Below are 24,699 nucleotides of genomic sequence, written 5' to 3'. Positions count from 1 at the left end.
GAACGACGGACGAAGAGACCCTGCGGTCATCGACGAACCGGCTTCATCCAGGATTCGACCCCTTGCGACGTCAAGTGAACCGGACTGGCGTTTCCACCGTTGGCGTTCAGGACATTGATCACGCGAATACGATCTTCCGGACGAACGACGAACATCAGGAAGCCACCGCCCCCCGCGCCGGACACCTTTCCGGCCAGCGCACCGGCGTCGAGCCCGACCTGAAAGAGCGTCTCGATCCGGTCGCTCGTCACCGAACCGGCCGTCTGCTTCTTCGATTCCCAAGAGCGGTTCAGAATGCGCGCCAGTTCCGGGACATCGCCCAGAAGCACCGCCTGCCGCATCGCCAGAGCACCGTCCTTCAGCGCGAACAACCCGTCGAGGGCCTTGCGCTCCTGCTTGTGCATGTTTCCGATCTGGTCTCGGATGATGTCCTCCGACTTTCGGGAGACACCGGAAAAGCAGATGACGAGAGACGTCTCGATCTCGCTCAGGATGTCGGTGCGCAGTCGGAGCGGCTGGACGATGACGCGATCGTTCGCGAGGAACTCGATGAAGTTCATGCCACCGAAGACCGCGGCATACTGATCCTGCCGGCCGCCGGCGAGGTCGAGTTCGATCCGCTCGATCCGATAGGCGAGATGGGCGAGATCGTAGAGGCCCAGAGGCGTCGTCGTCGCCACCCCGAAAGCCTCGCACATCGCGACGACCAGCGCCGAGGACGATCCGAGACCGGAGCCGGCCGGCGCATCGACCGTCGTCGCGACGTTGACGCCCCACGCCAACTCAGGCGAGAGCGGAAGGAAATGGTTGTAGAGGCACCGATGCAGGCGCAGTCCCTGCGAGATGTCGAGCGCCTTGCCGGCCTCGTGTTCCTCGCGTCGATCGATGTCGCGCGCCTCGAAGACGACCTTGCCGTCGGTGCGGAACTCGAGAAAGCAATATGCGTAGCGATCGATCGTGCAGTTGAGGACGGCGCCGCCGTACTCGTCGCAGAAGGGCGACAGATCCGTTCCTCCGCCGGCGAGGCCCAGCCGGAGTGGTGCGCGACTACGAATCATGGGTTCTTCTCGAGCTTGCGATCGAATTCGGAGATGAACGGCGCCAGGCAGGCCATCGCCCCCTCGGCGGAATAGCGTTCACGAATGAAGGCCAGCGCGTTCTCCGCCTTCCGGACCCGGACCGCATCGTCCTTCGCCGACGAGATCAGCGCCGCCGCGAAGTCTTCGGCGCTCTCGGCGACGAAGGCCAGGTTCTCGCCGTCGGGGATCCCCTGAATGCCGGTGCGTGTGGTGAAGACCGGCACGCCCTTGACGAAGGCCTCGATCACCTTGCCCTTCACGCCGGCGCCGTACCGCAGGGGAACGATCGCGGCACCGGAGGACGCATAGAGCGCTCCGAGTTCCTCGTCGCTGATCTGCCCGGCGATCTTCACGTTGGGGCTGTCGTAGGCGCGGATCTCCGGCGTGGCGTTGGACCCTGCGACCACCAGATGCCAACGCGGGTCGTCGGCGAGAAGCAGCGGCAGAACCTCTTCGACGAACCAGCGAACGCCATCGACGTTCGGCCCGTGCGAGAAGCCGCCGACGAACATCAACGCGTGGGCATCGCTCGACGACAGCTTCGATACGTTGGCTTCTCCCAGCGCCGTCTCTTCGGGACCGTAATAGGCCATGGGAATGGCGGCAGCCGCCTTGTCGTCGCCGACGACGTCGCGAACGACGTCGATCTCGTCCTGGCTGGGATAGAGGATCGTGTCGCAGGCCCGCCAGAGGTCGACCTCCAGTTCCCGCGCCTCCCGCGCCCTGACGAGCAACTGCGGATCGCCGCTCAGCTCGTATTCCCGCTCGTTGCGCTGCCAGTGAATGTCGTGGCCGTAGTACAGTATTTCCTGATCGCCATATCGCCGAATGGCGTCGATATATTTCATCGCGATATGGGGACGGCTGAGATAGACGTAGTCGAAATAGGGCGCGTGTTCAGCATACCAATCGCCGAAACGATCGACATAGGCCGACGAGTAGATCACCTCGACGCCCATCGACTGCAAGACACGGCAGTACTTGCGATCTTCGAACAGGTTGTCCGGCCAGAAGGTGACCTGAAAACCCTGATCGACGAAGAGCCTGACGTAGAGATAGACGGTTCTGGAACCCGCGTCGCGATCCCACTGCGGAATATAGTGGTCGACCATGAGAATGTGCGGCTTCCCGCGCGACCGGTCTCGGGCGAGAACCACGTTCTCGGCATTGTCGAAGTGATCGCGCTTCAACACGTCCGCCCACCGCGCCAGCAGCTTCTCGTTGTTGGCGACCTGATAGGCCTTGATCCCACTCGACGTGTCGCGGCCATGGCTGCGGCCTTCGTGGTGGATCACCTCGGAGTGCGGCGTGTAGACGACCCGAAGGCCTTCCTCGCGAAGGCGGAATGCGAGGTCGGAATCCTCGCAATAGGCGGGGACGAAGATCGGATCGAAGCCACCGGTCCGGCGCCAGACATCGATGGACAGGGCGATCGAAGCCCCCGAACAATAGTCGACGTCCTTCGTGTAATTGAACTCCGGCATGCGGGGATCTTGATTGCGCCCGAAGTTCCAGGCCGATCCGTCGTTCCAGAAGATCCCGCCCGCCTCCTGCAGCGTGCCGTCTCCATTCAGGAGCTTGGACCCCGTCATTCCGATCGACGCGTCCTTCATCAGAGGACGAACGAGGGCATCCAGCCAACCCGGCAAGAGGATCGTGTCGTTGTTCAGGAACACGACGTACCGACCCCGCGCCTTCTCGGCCGCGGCATTGCAGTTGCGCAGGAATCCGAGATTGGCCTCCTGACGGACATGAACGACGGCGCCCGCCATCGTCTGCATGCAGTCGTTCGTTCCATCCGTGGACGCATCGTCGGCGACGATGACCTCGAAGCTCAGGTCACACGGCCAGAGGAAGAGCGAGGCGAGGCAGGTGAGCGTGTAGACCAGACCGTTGTGGACCGGCACGACGATCGAGACGTCCGGAGCTTCCACGGCGTGCCGGCTCGCTTCCAGGCGAACGCGTTCCGCCAGTTCGCCGAACTGCGGCGACGCTTCGAACGCCGTTCCGCCAAATCCGAAACGCTCGACCAGAGCCATCAGATCGCCGATCGGCGCGACCGCGGCTTCGCCGAAGCGATCGAGGACATAGTCGCGCAGGCCCTGCGGCAACCAATACTGGTCCGTCTCGGCCGGAGCATGCGGATGTCGAGCGTCGGTCGCCGTCGCGTTGGCCCCGAAGGCGCCCTGAACGACATTGACCGATCGATCGGCCGCACGCCGAACGTCCGGCGCCCTCAAGCGTCCGAGGAAGAAATCGGCGACCTCGCGCGCCGCACCGGCGAACACCTCGTAATAGGCCTGGACCGCCGGACTGCCGTTGGGACGGCGCCCTTCGCGCGCGCCGCTGGCGATGAAATGGACCAGTGGCGGCACGTCTGCGGCGACGACGTCCGGATACTCGGCGACATACCAGGCGGCGTCGAACATCGGATGCGGGGAACGAGGTTCCTTCCACCCGATCCGCGCATAGTGCGCCAGCGGGGCGGTGTCGCTCGACGCCAGATCCGGGGTCTTCGCGAGGTACCAGTCGTTGTCGAAGAAGGGATGCGGCTTACAGCCGATCCGCCATCCGGTCGAAAGATAGTGGACGAGCGGGTTCGCGTCGCCGAGGAGATCGAAGTAGGTCTCGCAGTACCAGTGGGAATCGAAGAGCGGATGCGGGCTCGCATCCGGATCGACGAGGTAGTCGATCAGCGCAATCGGGTGAGCCCGAGCCGCCTCCGAGCGCGCTTCCGAGTAATAGTCGGGGTCGAACAGCGGGTGCGGATGCCGCCCCTCGCGCCAGCCGTTGTCGAGATAGTGGCTGAGCGGATCGATCTTGGCCGCGGCGACGTCGGGATAGCGTTCGCAGTAATAGGCGTGATCGAAGAGCGGATGGGCCGCCAGCGCGTCGTAGTCGCGCCGGGCGAGGTAGTGTTCGATCGCCGTCAGCCCGTGCGGAAGGTCCGTTCCGACCCGCTCGCGATACCACGCCCCCATGAACAGCGGGTGCGGATCCAGTCCCTGCCACAATCCCTCGCGGAGGAAGTGATCGAACGGCTTTTCCGCACCGATCCGATCCGCATGGGCATCGGCATACCAGTCGTCGGCGAAGAGACCACGCGCCCGCAGCTGGTCGGCGAGCCGGGATATTCGGCGGCCGCGCCCGAGACGGGGGGGGCTGACCTGCGCCGCCCCTGCGACGAAGCCACGGACCTTCCCGCTCATCCGCAGAGCAATGGTCGAGCGACGAATCCTGTCCTGGCAGTCGGCGACCAGGGCGGCCATGTCCGCATGGGCGGACAGGGCGGCAACCCGACCGAGAGCGCTGCGGAGCGCATCGGTCGCCCGCTTCGCTTCGGCTGCGCTGGCCTCGTTGGCCGCAATGATCCGCTTTTCCAGTCTCTCGCTCTTCGACACCAGCGCCTCCACTCTCGCCTCGGACTTCACGCGTTCCGCCTCGAGGTGGGCGTTGACGTCTTCGGTATGGGCCAGTCGATCCGCGGCTTCGGCGACGGACGCCCGCAATTCGTCGATTTCGACACGCGCAGCCTCCGAGGCGGCGGCACGGGTCTCGCGATCGGCGGCGATCGTCGCCTGATGAGCGGCGATCTCCAGCTGCAGGACCTGCCGCGCATGCTCGGACGCGATCTGCTCGCGCCGGCAATCCTGCAAGGCAGATTCGGCCGCTTCGAGGCGCAACGAGGACGAACGGATCTCACCGTCACGCTCGCGAATCCGCGTCGCGAGCGACAGGTTTTCCGCCTGGACACGATCATGTCGATCGCGCAGTTGGTCGAAGTCTCCGCTCAGCAGATCGAACCGACGCCTCAGCGCCTCGTTCTCGGCCGTCGCCTCGTCGAGGCGCAGGCGAGCCTCACGCTGCCCGGCTTCGGCATCGCGCAGGGCCTCGGCCATCTGACCGACACGAGCGTTCCGCTCGGCAACCGACTCGTCATGGCGCCGCGCGGCGTCGCGCGCCTCGTCGGTCAGCGTCTGCGCCAGGGCCTGCCCACGCTTCGCCATCTGCTCATAGAGTTCGGCGCGGCCCGCCTCCGTCGCCAGACGCGCTTCGAGCGCCTGTCTCTCCTCGACGAGGGCGTTCACGCGCCGACGCAGTTTCTCGTCCTCGTCGTGGACGTTCGACGCCCAGGCGACGACCTTCTCGTAGTCGAGGAACAGATCGTCGGCGGGATCGACATAGACCGAGAGCGCCTCCGCGAGGTCGGGCAACGGGCCATCGCTGCAGAATGCGATCAGATATTCGGCTTCGCGAGCCGGAGCCAGGCCGGGAGCCACACTGATCCCGACGTCGGCCTCGCCCCCCAGATATCCGCGATAGGACGAGGCGTCCGAACCGAGGTCCGGCGGCAGCGTCACGAACGATCCGAGATTGAATCGCTGACCCAGCATGCGCACTTGCGGAAATTCCGCGCTCAGCGCCGCGTGAAATTCGTCCGCGGCATATTCGTGCACGTGATGCCGATTGGGCTCTTTGAGATACCGGTTGTATATCGTGCGTTCCGGCGTCGAGATGACCAGCAGACCACCGGGCTTCAGGACACGCCTCGCTTCGGCGATGAGGAGGTCGCCGTCGGGAATGTGTTCGATCAGCTCGAACGAGACGACGACGTCGAAACTGCCGTCCCGGAACGGCAGCTTCCGGCAATCCCCCTGTTCGAACCGGACGTTCCGGCTCGAGGCATAGGTCTTCCTCGCGCGATTGATCGTGGCCTGATCGAGGTCGACACCGACCACGTCCCGCGCGAATTGCCCCAGGAACGCCGATCCGTAGCCCTCGCCGCAGGAGACGTCCAACACGCGCCGGTCTCGAACGAAAGCCGAACAGAGCGCATATCGATGCTTGTGCTCATAGGCAATTCGGCCACGCAACTGCGGCAGGAACCGTTCGAGTTCGTCATTCATGACGCTTCCCAAGGCGAGCGGACGAGCAAATCACAGCAAACATAGCCCCAAAACCGGGAGCAGAGCGAGAACGTCTCAACACCTTTGCCGTCTCAGCATGAAACCGAATGGATTGCGAGCCGGACAACGACCGAGACACGGAAGCACACGCAAGTTATGATTGCCTGTGGGTGATGCCCCGTCGGGATTTCGTCTATTGACAGCTCCTCTGCGCCTTGGCAAGGGATTTCTCGGCGATCCGCGTGTGGACACCATCTCATTGAATGAAGTACTTTTTTCGCGCCGCAGTCTACAACGGGGAAGGCATCTCGAAATGGAACATTTGACGCTCAACGAGCTGATCGGATTCGGCTTCGACGGCAACGCGTCACCCTATCTGGGTGCGGGGTGGTCGACGGCGACCGAGCATGCCCTGATGACCTGGACGTCCGAAACCACCGCCGAGTTTCGGTTCCGTGCCGCAGCGCCGCGCAACGACAAGAAGATCGTCGTCGAGTTCGATGCCTTCACCCATGGCGCCGCCGTCCGTGAACAGCAGGTTTGGGTCTATCTCAATGGATGGTTCGTCGGTTTCGTGAAGGCGACCGGCTATTGCCGCACGACGTTCGATCTTCGATCGCTTCAGTTCGCCACGCGCGGCAACGTCTTGAGCTTCGTCATTCCCACGGCGGTCTCTCCCAGCTCCGTCGGCCTCGGTGAAGATGCGCGCGTCCTCGGGATCTGCATGAAGACGATCGAGTTCACGGACTGATCGGAGGGTTGATCCGATGGCGAGCGGCTCGTTGGGCGTCTCCGTGGTGATACCGCTCTACAATCATTCGCGATATGTCGCCCATTCTCTGGCGAGCCTGTTCACGCAGACCCACAAGCCCGACGAAGTCGTCGTCATCGACGACGGATCGACCGACCGATCCGCGGAGATCATGGACGAGGCCGGAAAGATCTGGCCGAACATCGTGTTCCGCCGGCAAGCCAATGCCGGCGCGCACACGGCCATCAATGCGGGCATCGAGCTCGCGAGACATCCGCTCGTCGCCATCCTGAATTCCGACGACGTGTTCGCCCCGACACGTCTGGAAACCGCGCTGTCGACCCTCGAACGCGATCCGTCGATCGATGCGGTCTTCACCGGCGTCGAGTTCATCGACAGGGAAGGTCTGGCCGTCGAAAACGCGTGGTACGAACGAGCCACGGCGAATTTCATGAGCACACGGGCCATGAGCCTGAGCCTGATGGAAGCGAACTTCGCGGTCTCGACGTCGAACTTCGTGTTTCGCCGCGATCTCTTCGAAGAAGTCGGCGGCTTCGCCAACCTGCGCTATGTGCACGATCTGGACTTTCTGCTGCGGCTCTTGGCGCACGGCCGCAAGGTATCCTACCTTCCCGCGAAACTGCTGGGGTACAGGACACACGGCGCGAACACGATCAGCGAGGGCGCCCAGAAAGTCAAAGCGGAGCTGGCGCTCGTCTTGGGTTTCTATCGAGAGATCTACGCCGACAGTCTCGGCATCGATCTGAAGTCCTTCGAGGAAATGCTGTACATGCACGGGCTCGGGCCCGCAGTGACGGTCTGTAGGAATTATTTCTCCGAACACCCGGCAACCAGCCTGATCGACAGCAAGATTTTTTCCGATCTCGATGTCATCGAAAAACTTTCGAAGGCCGCAGCGTGAAGATCCTGTTCGTCTCGAACTTCTTCGAACCGCACACGATCGGCGGTTACGAGCGGCTGTGCGCGCAAGTGGCGCAGGGTTTGGCGGAGCGCGGGCACCAGATCGACGTGTTGACGAGCGACTTCGGTGGCGACGCACCGCAACCGAGCCTGTTCGGCGTGACACGCGAGCTGCAACTGGCCGCGAACTACGAAGACATCTATGCCCCCTGCCGATACGGCGAGGAAGAACGGCAGGCCATCGCGGATCACAACGTCGCGGCGTTGCGTGCCGTCGTCTCGCAATTGCGCCCCGACCTGATCTTTGCCTGGAACCTCTATTTCCTGGACGGATCGCTCCTGGATGAGATCTGCGCCCTGCCCATCCCCAGCGCGTTGTTTCTCACGGACAACTGGTTGGTCGCCGCACGGAACCCCGATCGCGTGGCCCGCTTCTTCGCCGATCACGTACACGGCGACCAGCCGTTCGGTGCGGATGCGCGCTTCCCCGCGGCCGAGCCGATTCGCAGCCACGCCATCTTCGGATCGCAGTTCGTTCGGGATCTGCACGCGTATGCCGGCTGTTCGTTCTCCGCGGCGACCGTGATCCACAACGGCATCGTCCCACCGATCACGGGGGACACGCTGCCGGAGCGCGATCACCTGCGCCGACAGGGTTCGGCCGACCTGCTGTTCGCCGGGCGGCTCGTGGAGATCAAGGGTGCTCACACCGCCATCGAGGCGCTGGCATCGGCGCGTCGCCGTCTCGCCGACGAATGTGACCTGCGCCTGACGATCGTCGGCGACGCCCGTGACGTCGCGTATCGGGATCGCCTGCAGAACCTCGTCGCCGAACTCGAACTCGGCGACTGCGTGCGTTTCGTCCCCGAGGTCGCGGAGGCGGCTCTGCCGGCGCTCTTCAACGGTCACGACCTCTATCTTTTTCCGTCGCTCTATGAACCCTTCTCGCTCACGCTGCTTCTGGCGATGGCCAGCGGCATCCCCGTGATCGCGTCGCGCACCGGAGGCAACCCGGAGGTCGTCGAGGACGGACGGTGCGGGCTGCTGTTTCGCCACGGCGATGCCGCGTCGCTCGCCGAGGCCATCGTTCGTCAGATCAAGGCCCCCGGCGCGCGCGCCGCGATGGCGAAGGCGGGCCGCCGCGCCGCGCTGAGGTACACGCTGGATCGAATGCTCGACAGGATCGAGCTCGCGCTGCAATGGACCCGCTGAGATGGAAGAGCAGCCGACCCACCAGACGTCGAGGCCCACCGAGGATGCCGAGATCCCGAGCGATGCCACGGATCGGCTGATCCACGCCTGGGCGCGCGCGATCACGCTCTCGGTGACGCAGCGCGACGCGCTCGACGCCGCGCAGGTGGAAGCGAACGAAGTGTCTCGGCGCAACACCTCGCTCCGACGCGACATCCATCGCCTCAACGGCATCGTTCTGCAGACGGAATCCGACCTGCGCCGTCTGCGTTCCGAAAACGAGATCCTCGCGCGCGAGATCGCGGCCATCAGGTCGTCCCTGGCCTGGCGAGCCGGACGATTGCTGGATTGGGCGGTCGGCGCACCGCGCCGCCTGGTTCGGAGCCTCTCGGCGCCGCGCGCGGAGAGGCCCGCATTCGCGGTTCGCACGTACGCGGAACGGTCGACCTACGAAGCGGCCCGCGTTCCCGGACGGGCGGACGCCGACGCCACCCTGGTCTTTCTCTCCGAGCGCCACGACGACGATTTCTTCGGCCTCGCGGATGGGTTCCGTGCCGAGGCCGCAGCCGGCACGCTCGACGTCGTCGTCGCCAGCGGTGCTCCGGTCGAGGAATCCGTCGGACTGCGCCATGCGCCGATGATCGGCGACGTCGATCCCGCCGAGCATCTCGATCGGATCATTCGAAGGGCATCCGGCCGCTTCGTGCTGGTCGTCTCCCGCCCCGGCACGCTTTCCGCCGGTGCGCTCGACGCCTTCGCCCGTCTCTTCGAATGCGACGCGACGATCGCCGCCGCCTGCGGGCTCGTGACGTGCGGCGATGCGATCGCCTGGGCCGGCGCGGAGATCGCGGACACCGGCGGCAGGTTGCAGCCGTCGCTGGCCGGCATGCGCACGGACGACGACCGGGCCATGCGCGTCCAGAACATCGAGTTCGCGGCCAGCGGCTGCCTCGCCGTCGACAAGTCGCTCTATGTCGCGCTCGGCGGATTGCGCGCCGGAACGGGTGGCCTGCTGCCGGCCGTGATCGACTACAGTCAGCGCGTTCGGGAGAACGGCTATCGCCTCTGCGTCGAGCCGTTCGTGTCGCTCGACACCCCGGCGGCCGACGCCTGGCCCGGTGGCGAGCCCCTCGATCCGGCCGTCGTCGCATGGCATGCCAGCATCGCGCCCCTCATCCGTCGTCGCAGGCCCCGCCTCCTGATGTTCGACGCCGCGACACCGAAGCCCGACCGCGATTCGGGATCGAACGACGTCGTCTGGTTGATCCGGATCTTCCAGGAAGCCGGTTATGACGTGACCTTCGTTCCGGTCTACGAGCGCGCCCACGCGGGCCGGTACACCGACGATCTGCGGCGTCTCGGCGTGCGGACGCCCGTCGAGCCGCGCCTCGACGATGCGGCGGCCTTCGTCAAACAGGAAGCCGCGGACTACGACCTCGTCGTGATCAATCGGATCACCGTGGCCGCGTCGCTCCTTCCTCTGGTTCGTGCGGTCGCCCCCCGGGCGAAGACGATCTTCAACACGGTCGATCTGCATTTCCTGCGTCAGGCGCGAGAGGCCGAATTCGCCCGATCCGACGAAGGAAGAGCCGAAGCCGAAAGTCTCCGGCACCGCGAGATCGAGGCAATCACGGCGGCCGACGCGGCGATCGTGGTCAGCACCTTCGAGCATGAACTCGCGTCGCGATTGGCGCCGCGCGCCAACCTGCATCTCGTCCCGCTCATGCGTCCGATACCCGGTCGTCTCGTGCCGCGACCGAGCACGGCGGACGTGCTCTTCATCGGCGGGTTCGGCCACCGGCCCAATCTCGACGCCGTCGACTTTCTCTGCGACGAGATCTGGCCCCTGGTCCGAGCGGCGCTGCCGGAGGCGGTTCTCCTCATCTGCGGCGCCGATGCCCCGGAACGGGTCACTCGTCGAGACGATCCGTCGATCGGGATTCGCTGCCTCGGCCATGTCGACGATCTCTCCGAGATCTACGGCAGGGCCCGGGTCAACGTGGCGCCGCTTCGTTTCGGCGCGGGAATCAAGGGCAAGGTCGTCGGCGCACTCGCCGCGGGTCTGCCGAGCGTCGTCACGCCACAGGCGGCCGAAGGCATGGCCCTCACCGATTCCGAGAACGCGATGATCGCGGAAGGCGCCGAAGCCTTCGCGACCGCCATCGTCCGCCTCTGCCGCGACGACCGGCTCTGGGATCGCATTTCCGAAGCAGGAATAGAGCTGGCAGCGAAGGACTATTCCGTCGACGCCGCCAGAAGACGCATCCGCTGGCTGCTCGATGGCCTGAAGACGAATCCACGGTGATCCGAGGCCGACATGTTCCGCTTTCTTCCGATGAAATTCCTGCGGTCCAAGGCAGCGGCCGAACATCGGATGTTCCTGGACGCCGTGTTTGCCGCCATGTTCCGGCGCGCGCCGTTGGAGCACGAATACGCGTACTTTCTTCCGCTGCTGATGGAGGGCGTCGCTCCGTCCGATGTCGTGCAACGACTGATGCGGTCGCCCGAACACGACCTTCGCGCCAAACCCTTCGTGGCGCCCGGCCACTTCTATTCGCCCATCGTGGCACCAGAGACGGTCACCGAGCACCTCGCCGCCGTGCGCGATCGCAGCCCGGCGGCCGCCCTGCCCGGCATTTCGTTGGACCTGGCGGCGATGCACGCTCTCTGGGGGCAACTGGCCCCCACCATGCTGAAGGCGCCGTTTCGGGCCGAGAAGCAGCCGGGACTGCGCTACTACTTCGACAACGGTGCCTATTCGTGGGGCGACGGCCTGTTGCTGAACGCCATGCTGGTTCATTTTCGGCCACGGCACATCATCGAGGTCGGCTGCGGTCACTCCAGCGCCTGCATTCGCGACACGATGGACCGCGTTCCGGATTGGAAGCCCGACCTCACGTCGATCGATCCCTACCCGGACACATTGCGGTCTCTGCTCGAGCCCGGAGATGAGGGGCGTTTCACGGCCATCGACAGGCCGGTCCAATCCGTGCCGCTCGAAATCTTCGATCGGCTTCGGCAGGACGACATGCTGATCATCGACTCGACCCACGTCCTGAAGACCGGCAGCGACGTCTGTTTCGAACTGTTCGAAGTCCTGCCCCGCCTGCGGCCGGGCGTCCTCGTGCACATCCACGACATGTTCTTCCCGTTCGAATACCCCGAGTCGTGGGTCGTCGACGAAGGCAGGTCGTGGAACGAACTCTATGCCGTCCGGGCGTTTCTGCAATTCAACCCGTCGTTCGAGATCGTCTTCTTCAATGACTTCATGAGAACGGTCGCGCATGACGCGATCGCGGAGACCGTCCCGAACTTTCTCGTCGATCCGGGCAGCGCGATGTGGCTGCGAAAGACGGCTTAGCCGCCGGCTCGAACCGCCGGCATCCCCTACGAGGCGCCGACGCGAGAATGGGCCTGGAGTGCGGCTCGGTAGACGGACTGATCGAGTTCGATCAACTCGGCGGCGACGGGAAGCGTCCGCAGCGAGGCGGCCAGCGCCGCGACCTGGGCCGACCCGCCGAAGGCGAAGTCCGGCACGGGGCCTTCGTCGCCAGTCACGGCCTGAAAGGTCTCGAGGGCGATCGGCAAGTGCCGGTCGAATCCCACGGCGGCGAAATCGGCCAGAACGTCCAGGGCGATCGAGACGGCGAACGGATCGATCTCGTCGTCGGGCGAGAGCTGCGTCAACTGGCGCACGACCGGGTTCGAGAGAATGCGCCGTGTCGCCGGTGACAGCGCCCCGAGTCGAGCCGCGACCGATTCCGCCGACTGGAGATCCAGTTTGCCGAAATCGGCCTTCGTGTCCGGGACCGACGCCTCGAAATGGACGAGAATGTCGTCGCGACCGTTCGCCGTCGCCCATTTGAGGATCGTCAGACGCTCAGCCAGCTCGTCGAGAGGATCACGCAGCAGCAGAACGACCTTGAAGCCGCGATCGCGCACGATCGGCGCGAAAGCCTGATAGTTCAGTCGCCCGGAGACGAAAATGGAGGCGCTGAAGGCGATGCCCAGGACGGCCCCCAACGTCTCGTCGGGAAGTGTCTCGGCATTCCGATAGGCCATCTGGAAATTGTCGGTCGCGATATATTTCGACGCGGCAAACAACCGTGTTTCCAGATGCAGGCATCGTGTCTGGAGAAACTTGCGATTCCCGGGGCGCCGGTAGATGAGAACGCCGGTATCGGCGCAATAGATCGACAGGTCTTCCGCGGCGCCGAGACCCGGCGTGTTGTTCTCGTCGCAGACGAAGCCGCAGATGCCGGTGTTGTGCAGTCCCTGGGTCTTCAGAAGTGGGCGATAATGCATCGCAGGGACGGTGCAGACGACGCCATCCGGCAAGTGGACTTCGACGACCGGGGTCGTGTTCGGATTGTTCGGCATGATCCAGCCGATGATCCAGCCGCCCTGATCTTCATCGATACTGAACAACATCCGAAATGCCGCGAGAAATGAGCAGAAGGTCGGGGCAATCTAGCGCAGCGGAGTCGCGAACGCCACCGTCGGTCCGGCCTCGAGCGGGGAGACGCGGCGCCAGTCGACCTAACCGTCCGCCCGGCCCGACCCGACGGCGCCGGTGTCGGCCATGACCTCGTCGTAGAGCGCCACCACCTCGTCGACCATGTCGTCGGGCGTGCGCGCATAGTGCGTCCCTGCCGACAGCATCGCAGCCGTCTCCGGCCGATTCACCAACACCCGCAACACCCGAGCCAGGCCGTCGACATCGCCGCGCGGGAACGTCAGCCCGTTCTCTCCCGGTCGGACCAGCTCGGTCAGCCCCTCGACGTCGGACACGATCACCGGCGTATGGGTCGCCAGGGCCTGCAACAGCACGAGCGGGCTGTTCTCGGGCCAAGTCGACGGGATGACGAGACAATCGATCTCGGCCATGACCTCGGCCATCCGCTCGACCGCGAACGTGCCGGCAAAGGTGACGGCAAGGCCCTCGGCGCGCTCCGCGAGGTCCGACGCATAGGCCGGATCCTGGGCCGTCGATCCCCATATCGTCAGCTCGAGCGCCGGCGAGGCGACCTGCGCCAACGCGTCGATGAGCACGTGGACGCCCTTGTGGGGCGCCAGCTGCCCCACATAGGCCAGTCGAATACGCCCCTCCGGACCACGCGGCTTGATCGCGCGATCGATGTCGATGCCGAACCGCGACAGGCGAATCGCGGCGGGAAAGCCGTTCGCCTCATAGGCGGACTTCAGCATCTGCGTCGGCGCGATGGCACCCCGGCACACGGCCCAGGCCTCGCGCAGTCGGTCGGCACGATCGACGATGTCGCCCGTTCGGAACCCGGCGACCGTCATGCGCCCGCCCGACAGCCTCGCACCGATCGCGAGGGCCTTGGCGATCGGTCGCGCGAAGCGCCCGCTCGCCAGGCGCGTCACCGCGTCCGCCTCCGGGCGCGCGCCCGCAGCCTTCAGGTAGCAGGCGAGACAGTTGGACCGGTCGGCCGAAGGACCTCGACAGACCGAGCCGTCGGCGGCCTCCAGGCGGTTGTTGTAGCAGATGCCGAAGAAGTCGGTCAGCGTCGCCACCGTCGGGATTCCCCGTTCGGCGAGGACGTCGAGCAGAGCCCGCGTGTGATTGATCAGATGACAGACGTGGACGAGATCGGGCTCGATCCGATCGAACACCCGGCCGAGCACCGGCCGCATCGCCGGTTGATCCCAGGTCTCGCGAACGTCGGCATGCGGCCAGGCGTTCTTGTCGATCGAGACGACGCGAATTCCGTCGTGGACGCGCTCCTCGAGCGGCTCGCTCTGTTCCGGCTCTCCGACGAACGTGGCCGAAACGACGGTCACCTCGTGTCCACACCGGACCAGCCCCTTGGCGAGCGTCAGCGTATAGGCCTCGGTGCCGTAGAAGTGCGTGGGAAAGAAGCAGTGGACGACCAGCGCCACCTTCATGTCTCCGGCTCCTTCTCGTGGAGTTCCGCCAGCCGCGCGACCGCGACTTCGAAGGGCGTCCGCGGACGCCAGTCGAGTTCGCCGGCGGCGCGACCGACGTCGAGCACCGAGTGATGCGCATCGAAGCGGCGCGGCGGCAGATGGTCGACCGCGACGCGGCGTCCCACCGTCTCCATGACGATCCGCGCGACTTCGGCCAGCGACCGCCCTCGCCCCGATCCGATGTTGTAGAGCGTCGAGGCCGTCGATCCGAGACCGACGCGAACGAGAGCGTCGACGGCGTCCTCGACCGCCAGGAAGTCGCGTATCACCGTGCCGTCGCCGAAGATGACGATCGGTTCGCCCGCCACGACGCGCGACACGAAATGCGCGATCACGCCGAACATCCGCCCGGATCGCATCTGCCCCGGGCCGAACGGATTGGCCATGCGCAGGATCACCGCATCGAGCGTGCCGCGCCGATTGTGCAGATCGAGATGTTGCTCCACGGTCGCCTTGGCGATCCCGTAGCAGCCGACGGGCACGATCGCATCGGTCTCGCGCGCCGGGTGGACGGCGCTGCCGTAGAGCGTTCCGCCCGACGAGGTGAAGACCAACCGCCGCCGCCCGGATCGCGCGACGGCTTCCATGAGCCGCAACGATCCCAGGACGTTCGTCGCCACGTCGCCGAGCGGGTCCTCCTCGGCCGTCGCCGGGATGGTCGACCACGCGAGGTGGTAGACGACGTCGGCCCCGTCGACGAGCGCATCGGCCGAACGCTGGTCGGCGAGATCGTAGGCGACGACCTCCGCCGCTCCCGGACGCGGCCGCTGCGGCTCGCGCCGTACGCCGGCGACGACCGCGTGGCCGAGCGCCGCCAGACGCATGGTGAGAAGCCGCCCGAGGAACCCGTCGGCGCCGGTGACGACGATCCTCATTGCACTACCCCGGGGCCGAGACACGGCCTCCCCTCGAGAGCGGCACCGTATTCGTCGAGCAGCATGTCGACATATCGCGGAAAGGAACTCTCCGGCCGAGGCGCGTCGCGCAGGTCCACGACGGGGCGCGGATCCCGCAGGAGAGCCCGGAGCGCATCCGCCAACGCCGCGGGATCGTCGGTGGGCACCACGCGTCCCTCGCGTTGCGACGGCACGCAGGACGCCAGACCACTCCCGTCCGAGACGACGACATACCGTCGCGCTTCCAGTGCGGCCATCAACACCAACGGGGCGTTCTCACTCCAGAGCGAAGGCACCACCACCACGTCGGCCCACCCCAACACCGTTCCGAACGCCGCCTGCGGAACGCGCTCGCAGAGGCGAATGCGCGGATCGCTCGCCGCCATGCCCTCGATCGTCGATCGATAGGGCGACTTGCCCATGTGATGCCCCCACAGTCGAGCCTCGAAGGGCAGATCGGGCGGCAGGCGCTTCAGCGCGTCCAGCAGGACGTGGGCGCCCTTGTGGGGCAGGAACGTACCATAGAACCCGATCCGCAACGGCGCCGCGACCTCGCGATCGGCGACCGGCGTCGGAGGAACCGCATGCATCGCCACACGAACACGGCCGGGATCGGCCCCCAGCCGCAACAGGTCGTCACGAATCTCGGTCGACGCCGTGATGAGACGTGCGGACGCGGCCACGGCGCGCCGCGCGGCCACGCCGCGGGCCGTGAGCGCGGCGCCGATGCTCGCACGCGAGCCGGCGAGCAGGCGGCCGATCGTCGCCCGCCCCACGCCGTGTCGCAACGGCCTCGCGAGCCGAGACTCGCAGTGATCGCCACACGCCGTCAGATCGCTGCCGGGCGCATGGCAGCGGCGTCCGTCCTCGAGCAGCGCGGTGAAGAACGGGCAGACCGGATAGCGATCCGTGACCGTGTAGACGACCGGCGCCTCGAATCGGGGAACGACGCCGAAGCCGAAGTGCATCGCATGATGGACATGAACCAGATCGGGCGCGAAATCGCGGGCGACGTTCGCGACCACGCGCTCGACGCCCCGCCGGCCCGCCGTCTCGGAGAGGCGCCGCGCGATCGACCCGACGAGGCGCCACCCTCCGGTCGGAACGTCGACGACGTCGACACCCTCGACCACGCGTCGCCTCGTCCGACGGCCGACGGCGATGTCGTGGCGAGCCGTCGCCACCAGCACGTCGTGGCCGCGCGCCTTGAGCGCTTGCGCCGTTCGCAGGCACAACGTCTCCGTCCCCGTCTCGTGCAACGGCGGAAACTGATGGACGACGAACAGGACCCTCATCGAGCCGGCGCCTTCGGATTCGACGTCGCACGCCCCACTCTGCTCTCGCGCGAAAATCTGGTCATGGGCATCCGGGTGGACTGAACTGCGCGTGAAGGCCGATGGAACAACGCCGTTCTCCCGATTCGAACTGCGGCGTCCATGCGACGAAGCGAACCATCGAGCACTTCGGCGACCCGATCGTCGCCGAGCCCACAACCCGTATCCCGAATTCCGAGCACGTTCGGCGACCATAGGCCCGCATGCGTCGTCGCGAAACGAGCACGCCGATCCGACACCGACCAAGTCGAGCATATCAGAATCGGCCGATCGGCAAAACGGCACCCCCTCGCCGCCCCCGTTCCCGCCCGCTCCCGCCGCCGTCACGCGGCCGCTCGTCGGCCAGGTTGCCTAGTGGAGGTCATACGGGATACCGTCGCGCTGATTTCCCCCGCTTTCGATCCTGCGTCGGCCGGACGCCACCGTTGTTCAAAGAGCCGATCATCATGTCTCCGCATCCCGAGCAGGCGTCCATCCTGTTTCTCCAGGGGCCGGCTTCGTCGCTCTGGCGTGATCTGGCGGCTGCCTTCGAGGCGCGCGGTGCCGCCGTCCGCAAGGTCCATCTCGCTCCCTCCGATGCCCTCTTCTGGCGCCGCCCCGGAGCGGTCTCCTATCGCGGTTCGCTCGCCCGCTGGCCGGCGCGGCTCGAGGCGCTGATCGTCCGCGACGGCATCACCGACATCCTGTGCTACGCCGACCGTCTGCCGTTCCACGCCGCGGCGGCCGAGGTCGCCGCACGGCTCGGCGTGCGCTTCCACGTCGTCGAGAACGGCTATTTCCGCCCCGACTGGATCACGCTCGAGCGCGGCGGCATGGGCGTCCGCTCGCATTTCCCGAACGACCCCGACGTCGTGCGCGAGAACGCCCGCGGCCTGCCCGCCCCCGACTTCACGATCCGATATCACCACCGGTTCCACGTGCTGGCCGTCCACGAGGTCGCCCAGTCGCTGCTCGACTTCTTCGCCCGTCCGCTCTACCCGGGTTATCGATCGGAGCGGTATTACAATACCATTCACGAGTACCTCTCGTGGATCCCGCGCGCCTTCGTGGTGCCGCGGCTGCGCAAGGTGACCAAGGCGATCGCGCGCTGGGACGCCGACACGCGCCATTGGCTCTTCGCCATGCAACTGCAGGCCGATTTCCAGATCCGCGCGAACTCCCACTGGGGCCATCTCTCCGACCTGATGGAGACGGTGATCGGCTCCTTCGCCGCCAATGCCGCCCCCGACGAGCGGCTGGTGATCAAGCTGCATCCGCACGACAACATGATGGAGCGCTGGGACCGCGTCGCCGCGAAGATCGCCGCCCGTCACGGCGTCGCCGATCGCGTCTTCACCGTCGTCGGCGGCGATCTCGGCGGACTGATCCTCCGGTCGCGCGGCGTGCTGCTGGTCAATTCCACGGTCGGCATCCACGTCCTGCGGGCCGGTCGGCCGCTCGCCGTCCTCGGCGCCGCCGTCTACGACATGCCGGGCCTCGTGCACGCCGGGCCGCTCGACACGTTCTGGCGCGCGCCCGAGACGCCCGACCCGGATCTCGTCGACGCCTTCCTGCGTCTCCTCGGCGCCACCATCCAGATCAAGGGCGACTTCTACGATCCCGCCGGCCGTGCCGCGGCGGTGGCCGACATCGCCGATCGCGTCGTCGCCGGCCGGGTCAACGAGCCCGGCGGCTTCGTCGATCCGCCGCCGCGGCTCGCCGCCTTCCTCGCCGCCCGCCCCGGCGGGAGCGCCCCATGAGGCCGGGGGCCGACACGGGCGCGCCCTTCGCGGCCATGCCCGATCGCCCCGTCGGCCGGCTCGCCGGCCGCCTCGCGGAGATCCGCGTCGACGATCCCGACCACCGCCTCGGCGCCACGCCCGCGGTCGTCCTGACGCTCGCCCCGGCCCGGGCCGTGCCGCCGCGCCATGTCCATGTCGACACCGACGGCCGCGGCCGTTTGACGCTGCTTCTGCCGGCCGAGACCGAGGCCGTCACCCTCGTCCCCTCCGCCGACGCCAGCCCGACCGGCCGGACGCCGCGCGTCGATCTCGTGCGCCCGTCGCCGCTCCGGCTCGCCGCCGCGCTCGCCACCCGCCCGCGAGGGCTCGTGTCGATCCTGCGCCTCGCCCTCGGCGGCAACCGCCGCGGCGCCGAGATCCGATTGTTGCGCCTCCTGGAGGCGGTCGCCACGCCGCCCCACGCGACGCTGCTGGCGCTGCGCGCCACCGAGGACACCGCCGATCGGCCGTCGTGGATCGCCGAACACGCGACCTGGCCCGCCCGCCCACACCTCGCCGTCCACCTCCGCGGCGACGACGCGCGCCTTCGCGCCGCGACCCGTGCCGATCTCGCGGCGCAGACCTGGACCGACGGCGTCGTGATCGGCGATCCGAGCACCGCGGCGGCGGCGGATGCCGATCTCGACCTCGTGCTGCCCGCCGGCACGCGGCTGTCTCCCGACGCGCTCCATCATCTCGTCCGCCCCTTCGCCGTCGATCCGACGACACGCGCCGTCTACTGCGACGAGGACACGATCGAGGCCGACGGGCGGCGACGCGATCCGCTCTTCCACCCCGCCTGGAACCGCGCGCTGGCGGAAGCCGGCGGCCTCGCGCCGACCGCCGTCGTCGTCCGTCGCGGCACCCTGCCCGGCACCCCGGTCGAGACCGACGCCGCGACCCGGCTCCTCGCCGTCGCCGAGGCCGGCGGCGGCGACCGCATCGCCCATGTCCCCCGCCTGCTCGTCGCCCGCCCTGCCGCGGCTCCGCGTCCGCGACCGATCCCGCGACCGGCGCCCCGTCTCGCCGATGACGTCCGCCCCGCCGTCTCGGTGGTGATCCCGACCCGCGACCGGCCCGATCTCCTCGCCGCCTGCCTCGACGGCCTGTTCACGAAGACCGCGGGCGTCGATCTCGAGGTGATCGTCGTCGACAACGGCTCGGTCGCGCCGACGACGCTCGATCTCTTCCGCCGGCTCGAGGCCGATCCGCGCGTCCGCCGCGTCGCCGCCCCCGAGCCCTTCGACTTCCCCGCCCTCAATGCCGCCGGCATCGCCGCCGCGACGAGCGAGTACCTGCTGCTCCTCAACGACGACGTCGAGGCGCGTGAGCCCGGCTGGCTCCGCGCCATGGTCGCCGAACTCGAGGACGAGAGCGTCGGCGCGGTCGGCGCCCGCCTCCTCTTCCCCGACGGCACGATCCAGCATGCCGGCATCACGCTCGGCGCCGGCGGCATCGCCGGCCATGCCTTCGCCTTTCTGCGGCCCGAGGGCGGCGAGGACGGCGGCCTCCTCTCGCTGCGGCGCGACGTCTCCGCCGTCACCGCGGCCTGTCTGTTGACCCGCAGGACGACATGGGATTCCATCGGCGGGATGGACGCAGGGCGACTCGCCGTCGCCTTCAACGACGTCGACTGGTGCCTGAAGCTGCGGGCGCGCGGTCTACGGATCGTCTGGACGCCCGTGGCGACGCTCCTCCACCGCGAACAGGCGAGCCGCGGTCGTGCCGAGACGGACGACATGCGGTCCCGACGCGCCGCCGAGGAGGCGGTCATGTCCGATCGCTGGGGTGATGCACTGATGCGCGACCCGTTCCACTCTCCCGCCCTGTCGCTCGCCGGCGAGACCCTGCTGCCGGCGATCGTCTCGCGCGACCGCGCCGCGAGGTTCCCGCGATGAAGCGACGGGTGAGGCGACTGCGCGCCCATGTCCGCCGCGGTCTGCGCGGCTTCGCCCGCGCCATCGCGGGGCTCCTGCCGCGCCCGACCGTCCGCGCCGTGGCGACGCCCAGCGATCGGCCGATCGAACGCATCGTCGTCTTCGCCCGTCTGCCCAATCCGACGCTCGACTACTATCTCGCCGCCCGCCTCGCCGCTCCCGGCATGCCGCCGGCCCGCATCGTCGACATTCGCGACAAGGCGATCGAGACCCTGGAGGCCGCCGGGACCTTCGTCCTCGTCTGCCGCTATGCCAGCCGACGCGTGGTGTCGTGGATCGACCGCCACGGGCCGGACCTCGCCGGCGTCGGCTTCTTCACCGACGACGACATCGGCGCCGTCGTCACCGGCGCCGACGCCACGCTCGGCTACCGCCTGTTCCTGTGGCGCCGCGGCCTCGCCCCGCTCGCGCGGCTGAACCGCCACGTCGACCACGTCTGGACGGCGACGCCCGCGCTCGCCGAGGCGATCGGCGGCGACGGCGTCCGCGTCCTGCCGCCCGCCCCCGCCCCCGAGATCTGGCGCGGCGAAGCGTCGCACCGCCGCGACGACGGCCCTCTCCGCATCGCCTATCACGCCACCGGCGTCCACCTGCGCGAGCATCGCTTCCTCGTGCCGGTGATGACCGAGGTGCTGCGCCTCAGGCCGAACGTCGTCTTCGAGGTGACGGCCGACGATCGTGCCCGCGACCTGTGGAAGGGCATCGATCGCGCCACCGTCGTCGCTCCCACCTCCTGGCCCGCCTATCTCGAACGGACGCGCCGGGAACGGGCGGACATCGTCGTCGTGCCGCTGCTGCGTTCGCGCGCCAACCGTGCCCGCGCCGGCACCAAGCGGATCGACGTCGTCCGCCTCGGCGCCGCAGGTGTCTTCTCGGCCTCGCCGGCCTACGGCGCGGCCGGTGCGACCGACGAAGTCATCCTGACCAATCGCCGCAAGGTCTGGATCGCGGCGATCGTGAACCTGATCGACGACCCGCAGGTCCGCGCCCGCGCCGCCGATGCCACGCGCCGGGCCGTCGAGGCGATGGCCGCGGAGGCCGCCCTCGGCATTCCCGAACTCGTCGCCCGCGCCGACCGCACGCCGCCGGCTCCGGCCGAAGAGCAGCCCTCCCATCCGTCGCCGATCGACGCGCCCGCCTTCGCCTGACCCCGCCTTCGCCTGACGCGGAAAAACACCTGTTACCCGATTGTCACGCCTTGTAAGGACTTCCTGTGTTAAGCATGGCGGGCTCGGTGCACCGCATGGTGCGGCCGGCGTCGCGTGTTTGCGGCACGCGTTCCGGGTTTTCGGCGTTCACGGGGTTTCCATGCGGGTTCTGATGCATCTGGCGGCCATCGTTGCGGCGACCTCTCTGCTGGTCGGCTGCTCCGCGCTCCCCGCTCAGGGCCCGTCTTCGCAGGCCGTCGTCTCCGACGGCGCACCGGCCGCCGACGAGTCGTTCGACGGCTATCTCGTCGTCGATCTCGACGCCCGCGTCGCCGACGTCGTCGCCACCCGTCCCGATTCCTCGCTGCTCGCCCGCTTCGGCTCCAACGCACCGTCGCCCGAACCGCTGATCGGCATCGGCGATTCGGTCACCGTGACGATCTGGGAAGCCTCCGCCGGTGGTCTCTTCTCCTCGGCGGTCGTCTCCAATGCCTCGCCGGGCTCGCGCTCGGTGGTCATCCCCGACCAGGTCGTCGCCCGCGACGGCTCGATCACCGTTCCCTATGCCGGCCGCATCCGCGTCGCCGGCTTCGCGCCGCCGGCGGTCGAGCAGCGTATCGTCGCCGCTCTCACCGGCAAGGCGATCGAGCCGCAGGCGCTGGTCACCGTCAGCCGCAATCTCGCCAACACGGTCACCATCACCGGCGAGGTGGTCAACGGCGCCCGCATTCCGCTGTCGACCCGCGGCGATCGCATCCTCGACGTCATCGCCCAGGCCGGCGGCATCCGCTCGCCCGTGCACGAGACCTTCGTCAGCCTGACCCGCGGCGGCCGCACCGCCGTGGTGCCGATGCAGACCCTGCTCGATCGCCCGAGCGAGAACATCTTCGCCCGCGCCGGCGACACGCTGACCATCGTCCGCGACTCGCGGACCTTCACCGCCTTCGGCGCGACCGGCCGCAACGCGCTCGTCACCTTCGACGCCCGCGGCATCACGCTGGAAGAAGCGGTCGCCAAGTCCGGCGGCCTTCTCGACGAGCAGTCCGATCCGTCGGCGGTCTTCCTGCTGCGCCAGGAGAACGTCGAGGTGGCCCGCCGCCTCGATCCGAAGTTCCCGATCCCGGCCGGCAGGACGAAGGTCGACGTCGTCTATCGGGTCGACCTGCGCAACACCAACACCTTCTTCGTGGCCCGCCGTTTCTCGGTCCAGAACAAGGACATGGTCTATGTCGCCAATGCCCCGTTCACGACCGTCCGCAAGGTCCTGTCGGTGGTGCAGCAGGCGGCCGCCCCCGCGGTGACGGCGAAGTCCCTGGGCCAGTGACCCTTCGGCCCGCGCGGCCCCTTCCGACCGGCACCTGACCGGTCGCTCCTGAGCCGGTGCGGTCGATCGGCCGGCCACCACACCCCGATCGAGGAGAGCGATGAGCGAAGCGCCGTCCCCCTCTCGCGATCCGAGCCCGCCGCGCCGTCGCGTGGTGCTCTTCCTCGAAGGTCCCGCCTCGCCCTTCCTGCGCCGCGTCGCCGATCGGGTGATCGAGGCCGGGCACGGCGTCCGCCACGTCGCCTTCTGCCTCGGCGATCTCGTCTTCTGGCGTCTGATCACCGGGCTGCCCTTCGGCCGCCGCCGCCCCGCCCCACCGTCGATCTTCTGGAAGGGCCGGCTCGCCGACTGGCCGGCCTTCCTCGAACGGCTGATCGATCGCGAGGGCATCACCGACGTCGTCATGCTCGGCGACGGCCGCCCGGTCCATGCCGCGGCGATACCCGTGGCCAAGGCGCGCGGCGCCCGCGTCCACATCCTCGAACACGGCTATCTGCGCCCCGACTGGCTGACCCTCGAGCCCGACGGCATGTCCGGCCGCTCGCGCATGCCGCGCGATCCGGCGACGATCCTCGCCATGGCGGAAGGCGCGCCGCCGGTCGACACGCGGCCGCTGTGGCGGCAGTCGGAGCTCACCTATTCGCTCTACGATCTCGCCTATCACCTGCCGAACGTCGTCCTCGGCCCCTTCGTTCATCGCCACTACCGCACCCACGGGCCGGTCCATCCGCTGGTCGAATATGCCGGCTGGCTCCTGCGGCAAGTGAAGGCACCACTCGAGCGGCGGCGCCTCGCCGCCACGCTGCCCGCCTTCCTCGACGGCCGGCGGCGCTTCTTCCTCTTCCCGCTGCAGCTCGCCGGCGACTGGCAGATCAAGGTTCACGCCCCCGGCGGCGATCTCATGGCGCTGGTCGAGGCGACGCTCGCCTCCTTCGCCGCCGCGGCGCCGACCGATCGCCACCTGCTGTTCAAGCTCCACCCGATCGACAACGGGCTCGCCGACTGGCGCGTCGCGATCGGTCGCAGGGCCGCCGCCCTCGGCATCGCCGACCGCGTCGCGGTGATCGTCGGCGGTCCGCTCGACGCCCTGATCGCCGCCGCGGAGGGTGTCGTCCTCGTCAATTCGACGGTGGGCGTGACCGCGCTTCTCGCCGGTCGACCGGTCTTCGTCCTCGGCCGTGCCGTCTACGGCGTCGCCGGCATGGTGGCCCCCGGCCCGCTCGAAAGCTTCTGGACCGCCCCGACACCGCCCGATCCGCGCCTGACCGATGCCTTTTTTCGGTTGATACAACAGCGTATTCAGCTCAGAGGCGGCTTCGTCGCCGAAGAAGCCGTGGAAGTCGGAGCATCGAGTGTGGCACAAAGATTGGTGACGGATCTGGACGCCTTACCGCCGACCGACGACGCAGGAAACAATGCCGAAACTTTACACACGCAACGGATCGTGGGAACGGCTGGTTCGCTGAAAACGTGATCGGGACAGGGTCCGCGACAGCGGG

The 24,699-nt window shown here is 67.6% G+C and carries 16 protein-coding genes; 10 read left to right on the top strand and 6 right to left on the bottom strand.

Annotated features, from left to right (window positions below; translation table 11 throughout):
- Nucleotides 1–26 precede the first annotated feature (26 nt).
- Nucleotides 27–1,058: a GHMP family kinase ATP-binding protein gene (locus ACT541_RS19970; RefSeq protein ID WP_476139048.1), complete on the bottom strand. Its 1,032-nt coding sequence runs from the start codon at nucleotides 1,056–1,058 to the stop codon at nucleotides 27–29.
- Nucleotides 1,055–5,986 (bottom strand): methyltransferase domain-containing protein, encoded by a 4,932-nt coding sequence (locus ACT541_RS19965; protein ID WP_476139046.1) that lies wholly within the window; start codon nucleotides 5,984–5,986, stop codon nucleotides 1,055–1,057. The genes ACT541_RS19970 and ACT541_RS19965 overlap by 4 nt, the downstream gene beginning before the upstream one ends.
- A gap of 196 nt (nucleotides 5,987–6,182) precedes the next feature.
- Between ACT541_RS19965 and ACT541_RS19960 the strand changes: the two genes are divergently transcribed.
- Genes ACT541_RS19960 through ACT541_RS19940 form a run of 5 tightly spaced genes read left to right on the top strand, consistent with a single transcriptional unit; the run spans nucleotide 6,183 to nucleotide 12,210 of the window.
- The gene (locus tag ACT541_RS19960; protein ID WP_476139044.1) at nucleotides 6,183–6,737 is read left to right on the top strand and encodes a hypothetical protein; all 555 of its coding nucleotides are present in this window, start codon (nucleotides 6,183–6,185) and stop codon (nucleotides 6,735–6,737) included.
- Between the two features lie 16 nt (nucleotides 6,738–6,753).
- A complete protein-coding gene (locus ACT541_RS19955) occupies nucleotides 6,754–7,659 on the top strand; it encodes a glycosyltransferase family 2 protein (RefSeq protein ID WP_476139042.1) in 906 nt (301 codons plus the stop codon).
- Nucleotides 7,656–8,870, top strand: a complete 1,215-nt coding sequence (locus ACT541_RS19950) for a glycosyltransferase family 4 protein (protein ID WP_476139040.1) — start codon at nucleotides 7,656–7,658, stop codon at nucleotides 8,868–8,870. The genes ACT541_RS19955 and ACT541_RS19950 overlap by 4 nt, the downstream gene beginning before the upstream one ends.
- 1 nt (nucleotide 8,871) lies before the next feature.
- Entirely contained in the window at nucleotides 8,872–11,154 is a 2,283-nt protein-coding gene (locus ACT541_RS19945) for a glycosyltransferase (protein WP_476139039.1), read from the top strand.
- A gap of 12 nt (nucleotides 11,155–11,166) precedes the next feature.
- The gene (locus ACT541_RS19940) at nucleotides 11,167–12,210 is read left to right on the top strand and encodes a class I SAM-dependent methyltransferase (RefSeq protein WP_476139037.1); all 1,044 of its coding nucleotides are present in this window, start codon (nucleotides 11,167–11,169) and stop codon (nucleotides 12,208–12,210) included.
- 26 nt (nucleotides 12,211–12,236) lie between these two features.
- Here the strand turns inward: ACT541_RS19940 and ACT541_RS19935 are convergent, their stop codons facing one another.
- From ACT541_RS19935 to ACT541_RS19920, 4 genes are all read right to left on the bottom strand, one after another.
- Nucleotides 12,237–13,280, bottom strand: a complete 1,044-nt coding sequence (locus tag ACT541_RS19935) for a hypothetical protein (protein WP_476139035.1) — start codon at nucleotides 13,278–13,280, stop codon at nucleotides 12,237–12,239.
- Between the two features lie 108 nt (nucleotides 13,281–13,388).
- Nucleotides 13,389–14,759, bottom strand: a complete 1,371-nt coding sequence (locus tag ACT541_RS19930; protein ID WP_476139033.1) for a glycosyltransferase family 4 protein — start codon at nucleotides 14,757–14,759, stop codon at nucleotides 13,389–13,391.
- Complete coding sequence (locus ACT541_RS19925; protein WP_476139031.1) at nucleotides 14,756–15,676, bottom strand: NAD-dependent epimerase/dehydratase family protein; 921 nt, start codon at nucleotides 15,674–15,676, stop codon at nucleotides 14,756–14,758. Before ACT541_RS19925 ends, ACT541_RS19930 begins: the two co-directional genes overlap by 4 nt.
- On the bottom strand, nucleotides 15,673–17,286 hold the full coding sequence (locus tag ACT541_RS19920; protein WP_476139029.1) for a glycosyltransferase: 1,614 nt from the start codon (nucleotides 17,284–17,286) through the stop codon (nucleotides 15,673–15,675). The genes ACT541_RS19925 and ACT541_RS19920 overlap by 4 nt, the downstream gene beginning before the upstream one ends.
- A 191-nt stretch (nucleotides 17,287–17,477) precedes the next feature.
- Between ACT541_RS19920 and ACT541_RS19915 the strand changes: the two genes are divergently transcribed.
- The 5 genes from ACT541_RS19915 (at nucleotide 17,478) to ACT541_RS19895 (ending at nucleotide 24,674) form a co-directional block, all read left to right on the top strand.
- On the top strand, nucleotides 17,478–18,770 hold the full coding sequence (locus ACT541_RS19915; protein ID WP_476139027.1) for a capsular polysaccharide export protein, LipB/KpsS family: 1,293 nt from the start codon (nucleotides 17,478–17,480) through the stop codon (nucleotides 18,768–18,770).
- The gene (locus ACT541_RS19910) at nucleotides 18,767–20,689 is read left to right on the top strand and encodes a glycosyltransferase (protein ID WP_476139025.1); all 1,923 of its coding nucleotides are present in this window, start codon (nucleotides 18,767–18,769) and stop codon (nucleotides 20,687–20,689) included. Before ACT541_RS19915 ends, ACT541_RS19910 begins: the two co-directional genes overlap by 4 nt.
- Complete coding sequence (locus ACT541_RS19905) at nucleotides 20,686–21,876, top strand: hypothetical protein (protein WP_476139023.1); 1,191 nt, start codon at nucleotides 20,686–20,688, stop codon at nucleotides 21,874–21,876. The genes ACT541_RS19910 and ACT541_RS19905 overlap by 4 nt, the downstream gene beginning before the upstream one ends.
- Before the next feature lie 160 nt (nucleotides 21,877–22,036).
- Nucleotides 22,037–23,200 (top strand): polysaccharide biosynthesis/export family protein, encoded by a 1,164-nt coding sequence (locus ACT541_RS19900; RefSeq protein WP_476139021.1) that lies wholly within the window; start codon nucleotides 22,037–22,039, stop codon nucleotides 23,198–23,200.
- 100 nt (nucleotides 23,201–23,300) lie between these two features.
- Nucleotides 23,301–24,674: a capsule biosynthesis protein gene (locus tag ACT541_RS19895; protein ID WP_476139019.1), complete on the top strand. Its 1,374-nt coding sequence runs from the start codon at nucleotides 23,301–23,303 to the stop codon at nucleotides 24,672–24,674.
- The last annotated feature ends 25 nt before the right edge of the window (nucleotides 24,675–24,699 follow it).

Source organism: Pinisolibacter sp. DMC100 (assembly GCF_056313705.1).
Note: the sequence above shows the minus strand (reverse complement) of the source record. Positions and strands in the feature narration are given on the sequence as shown.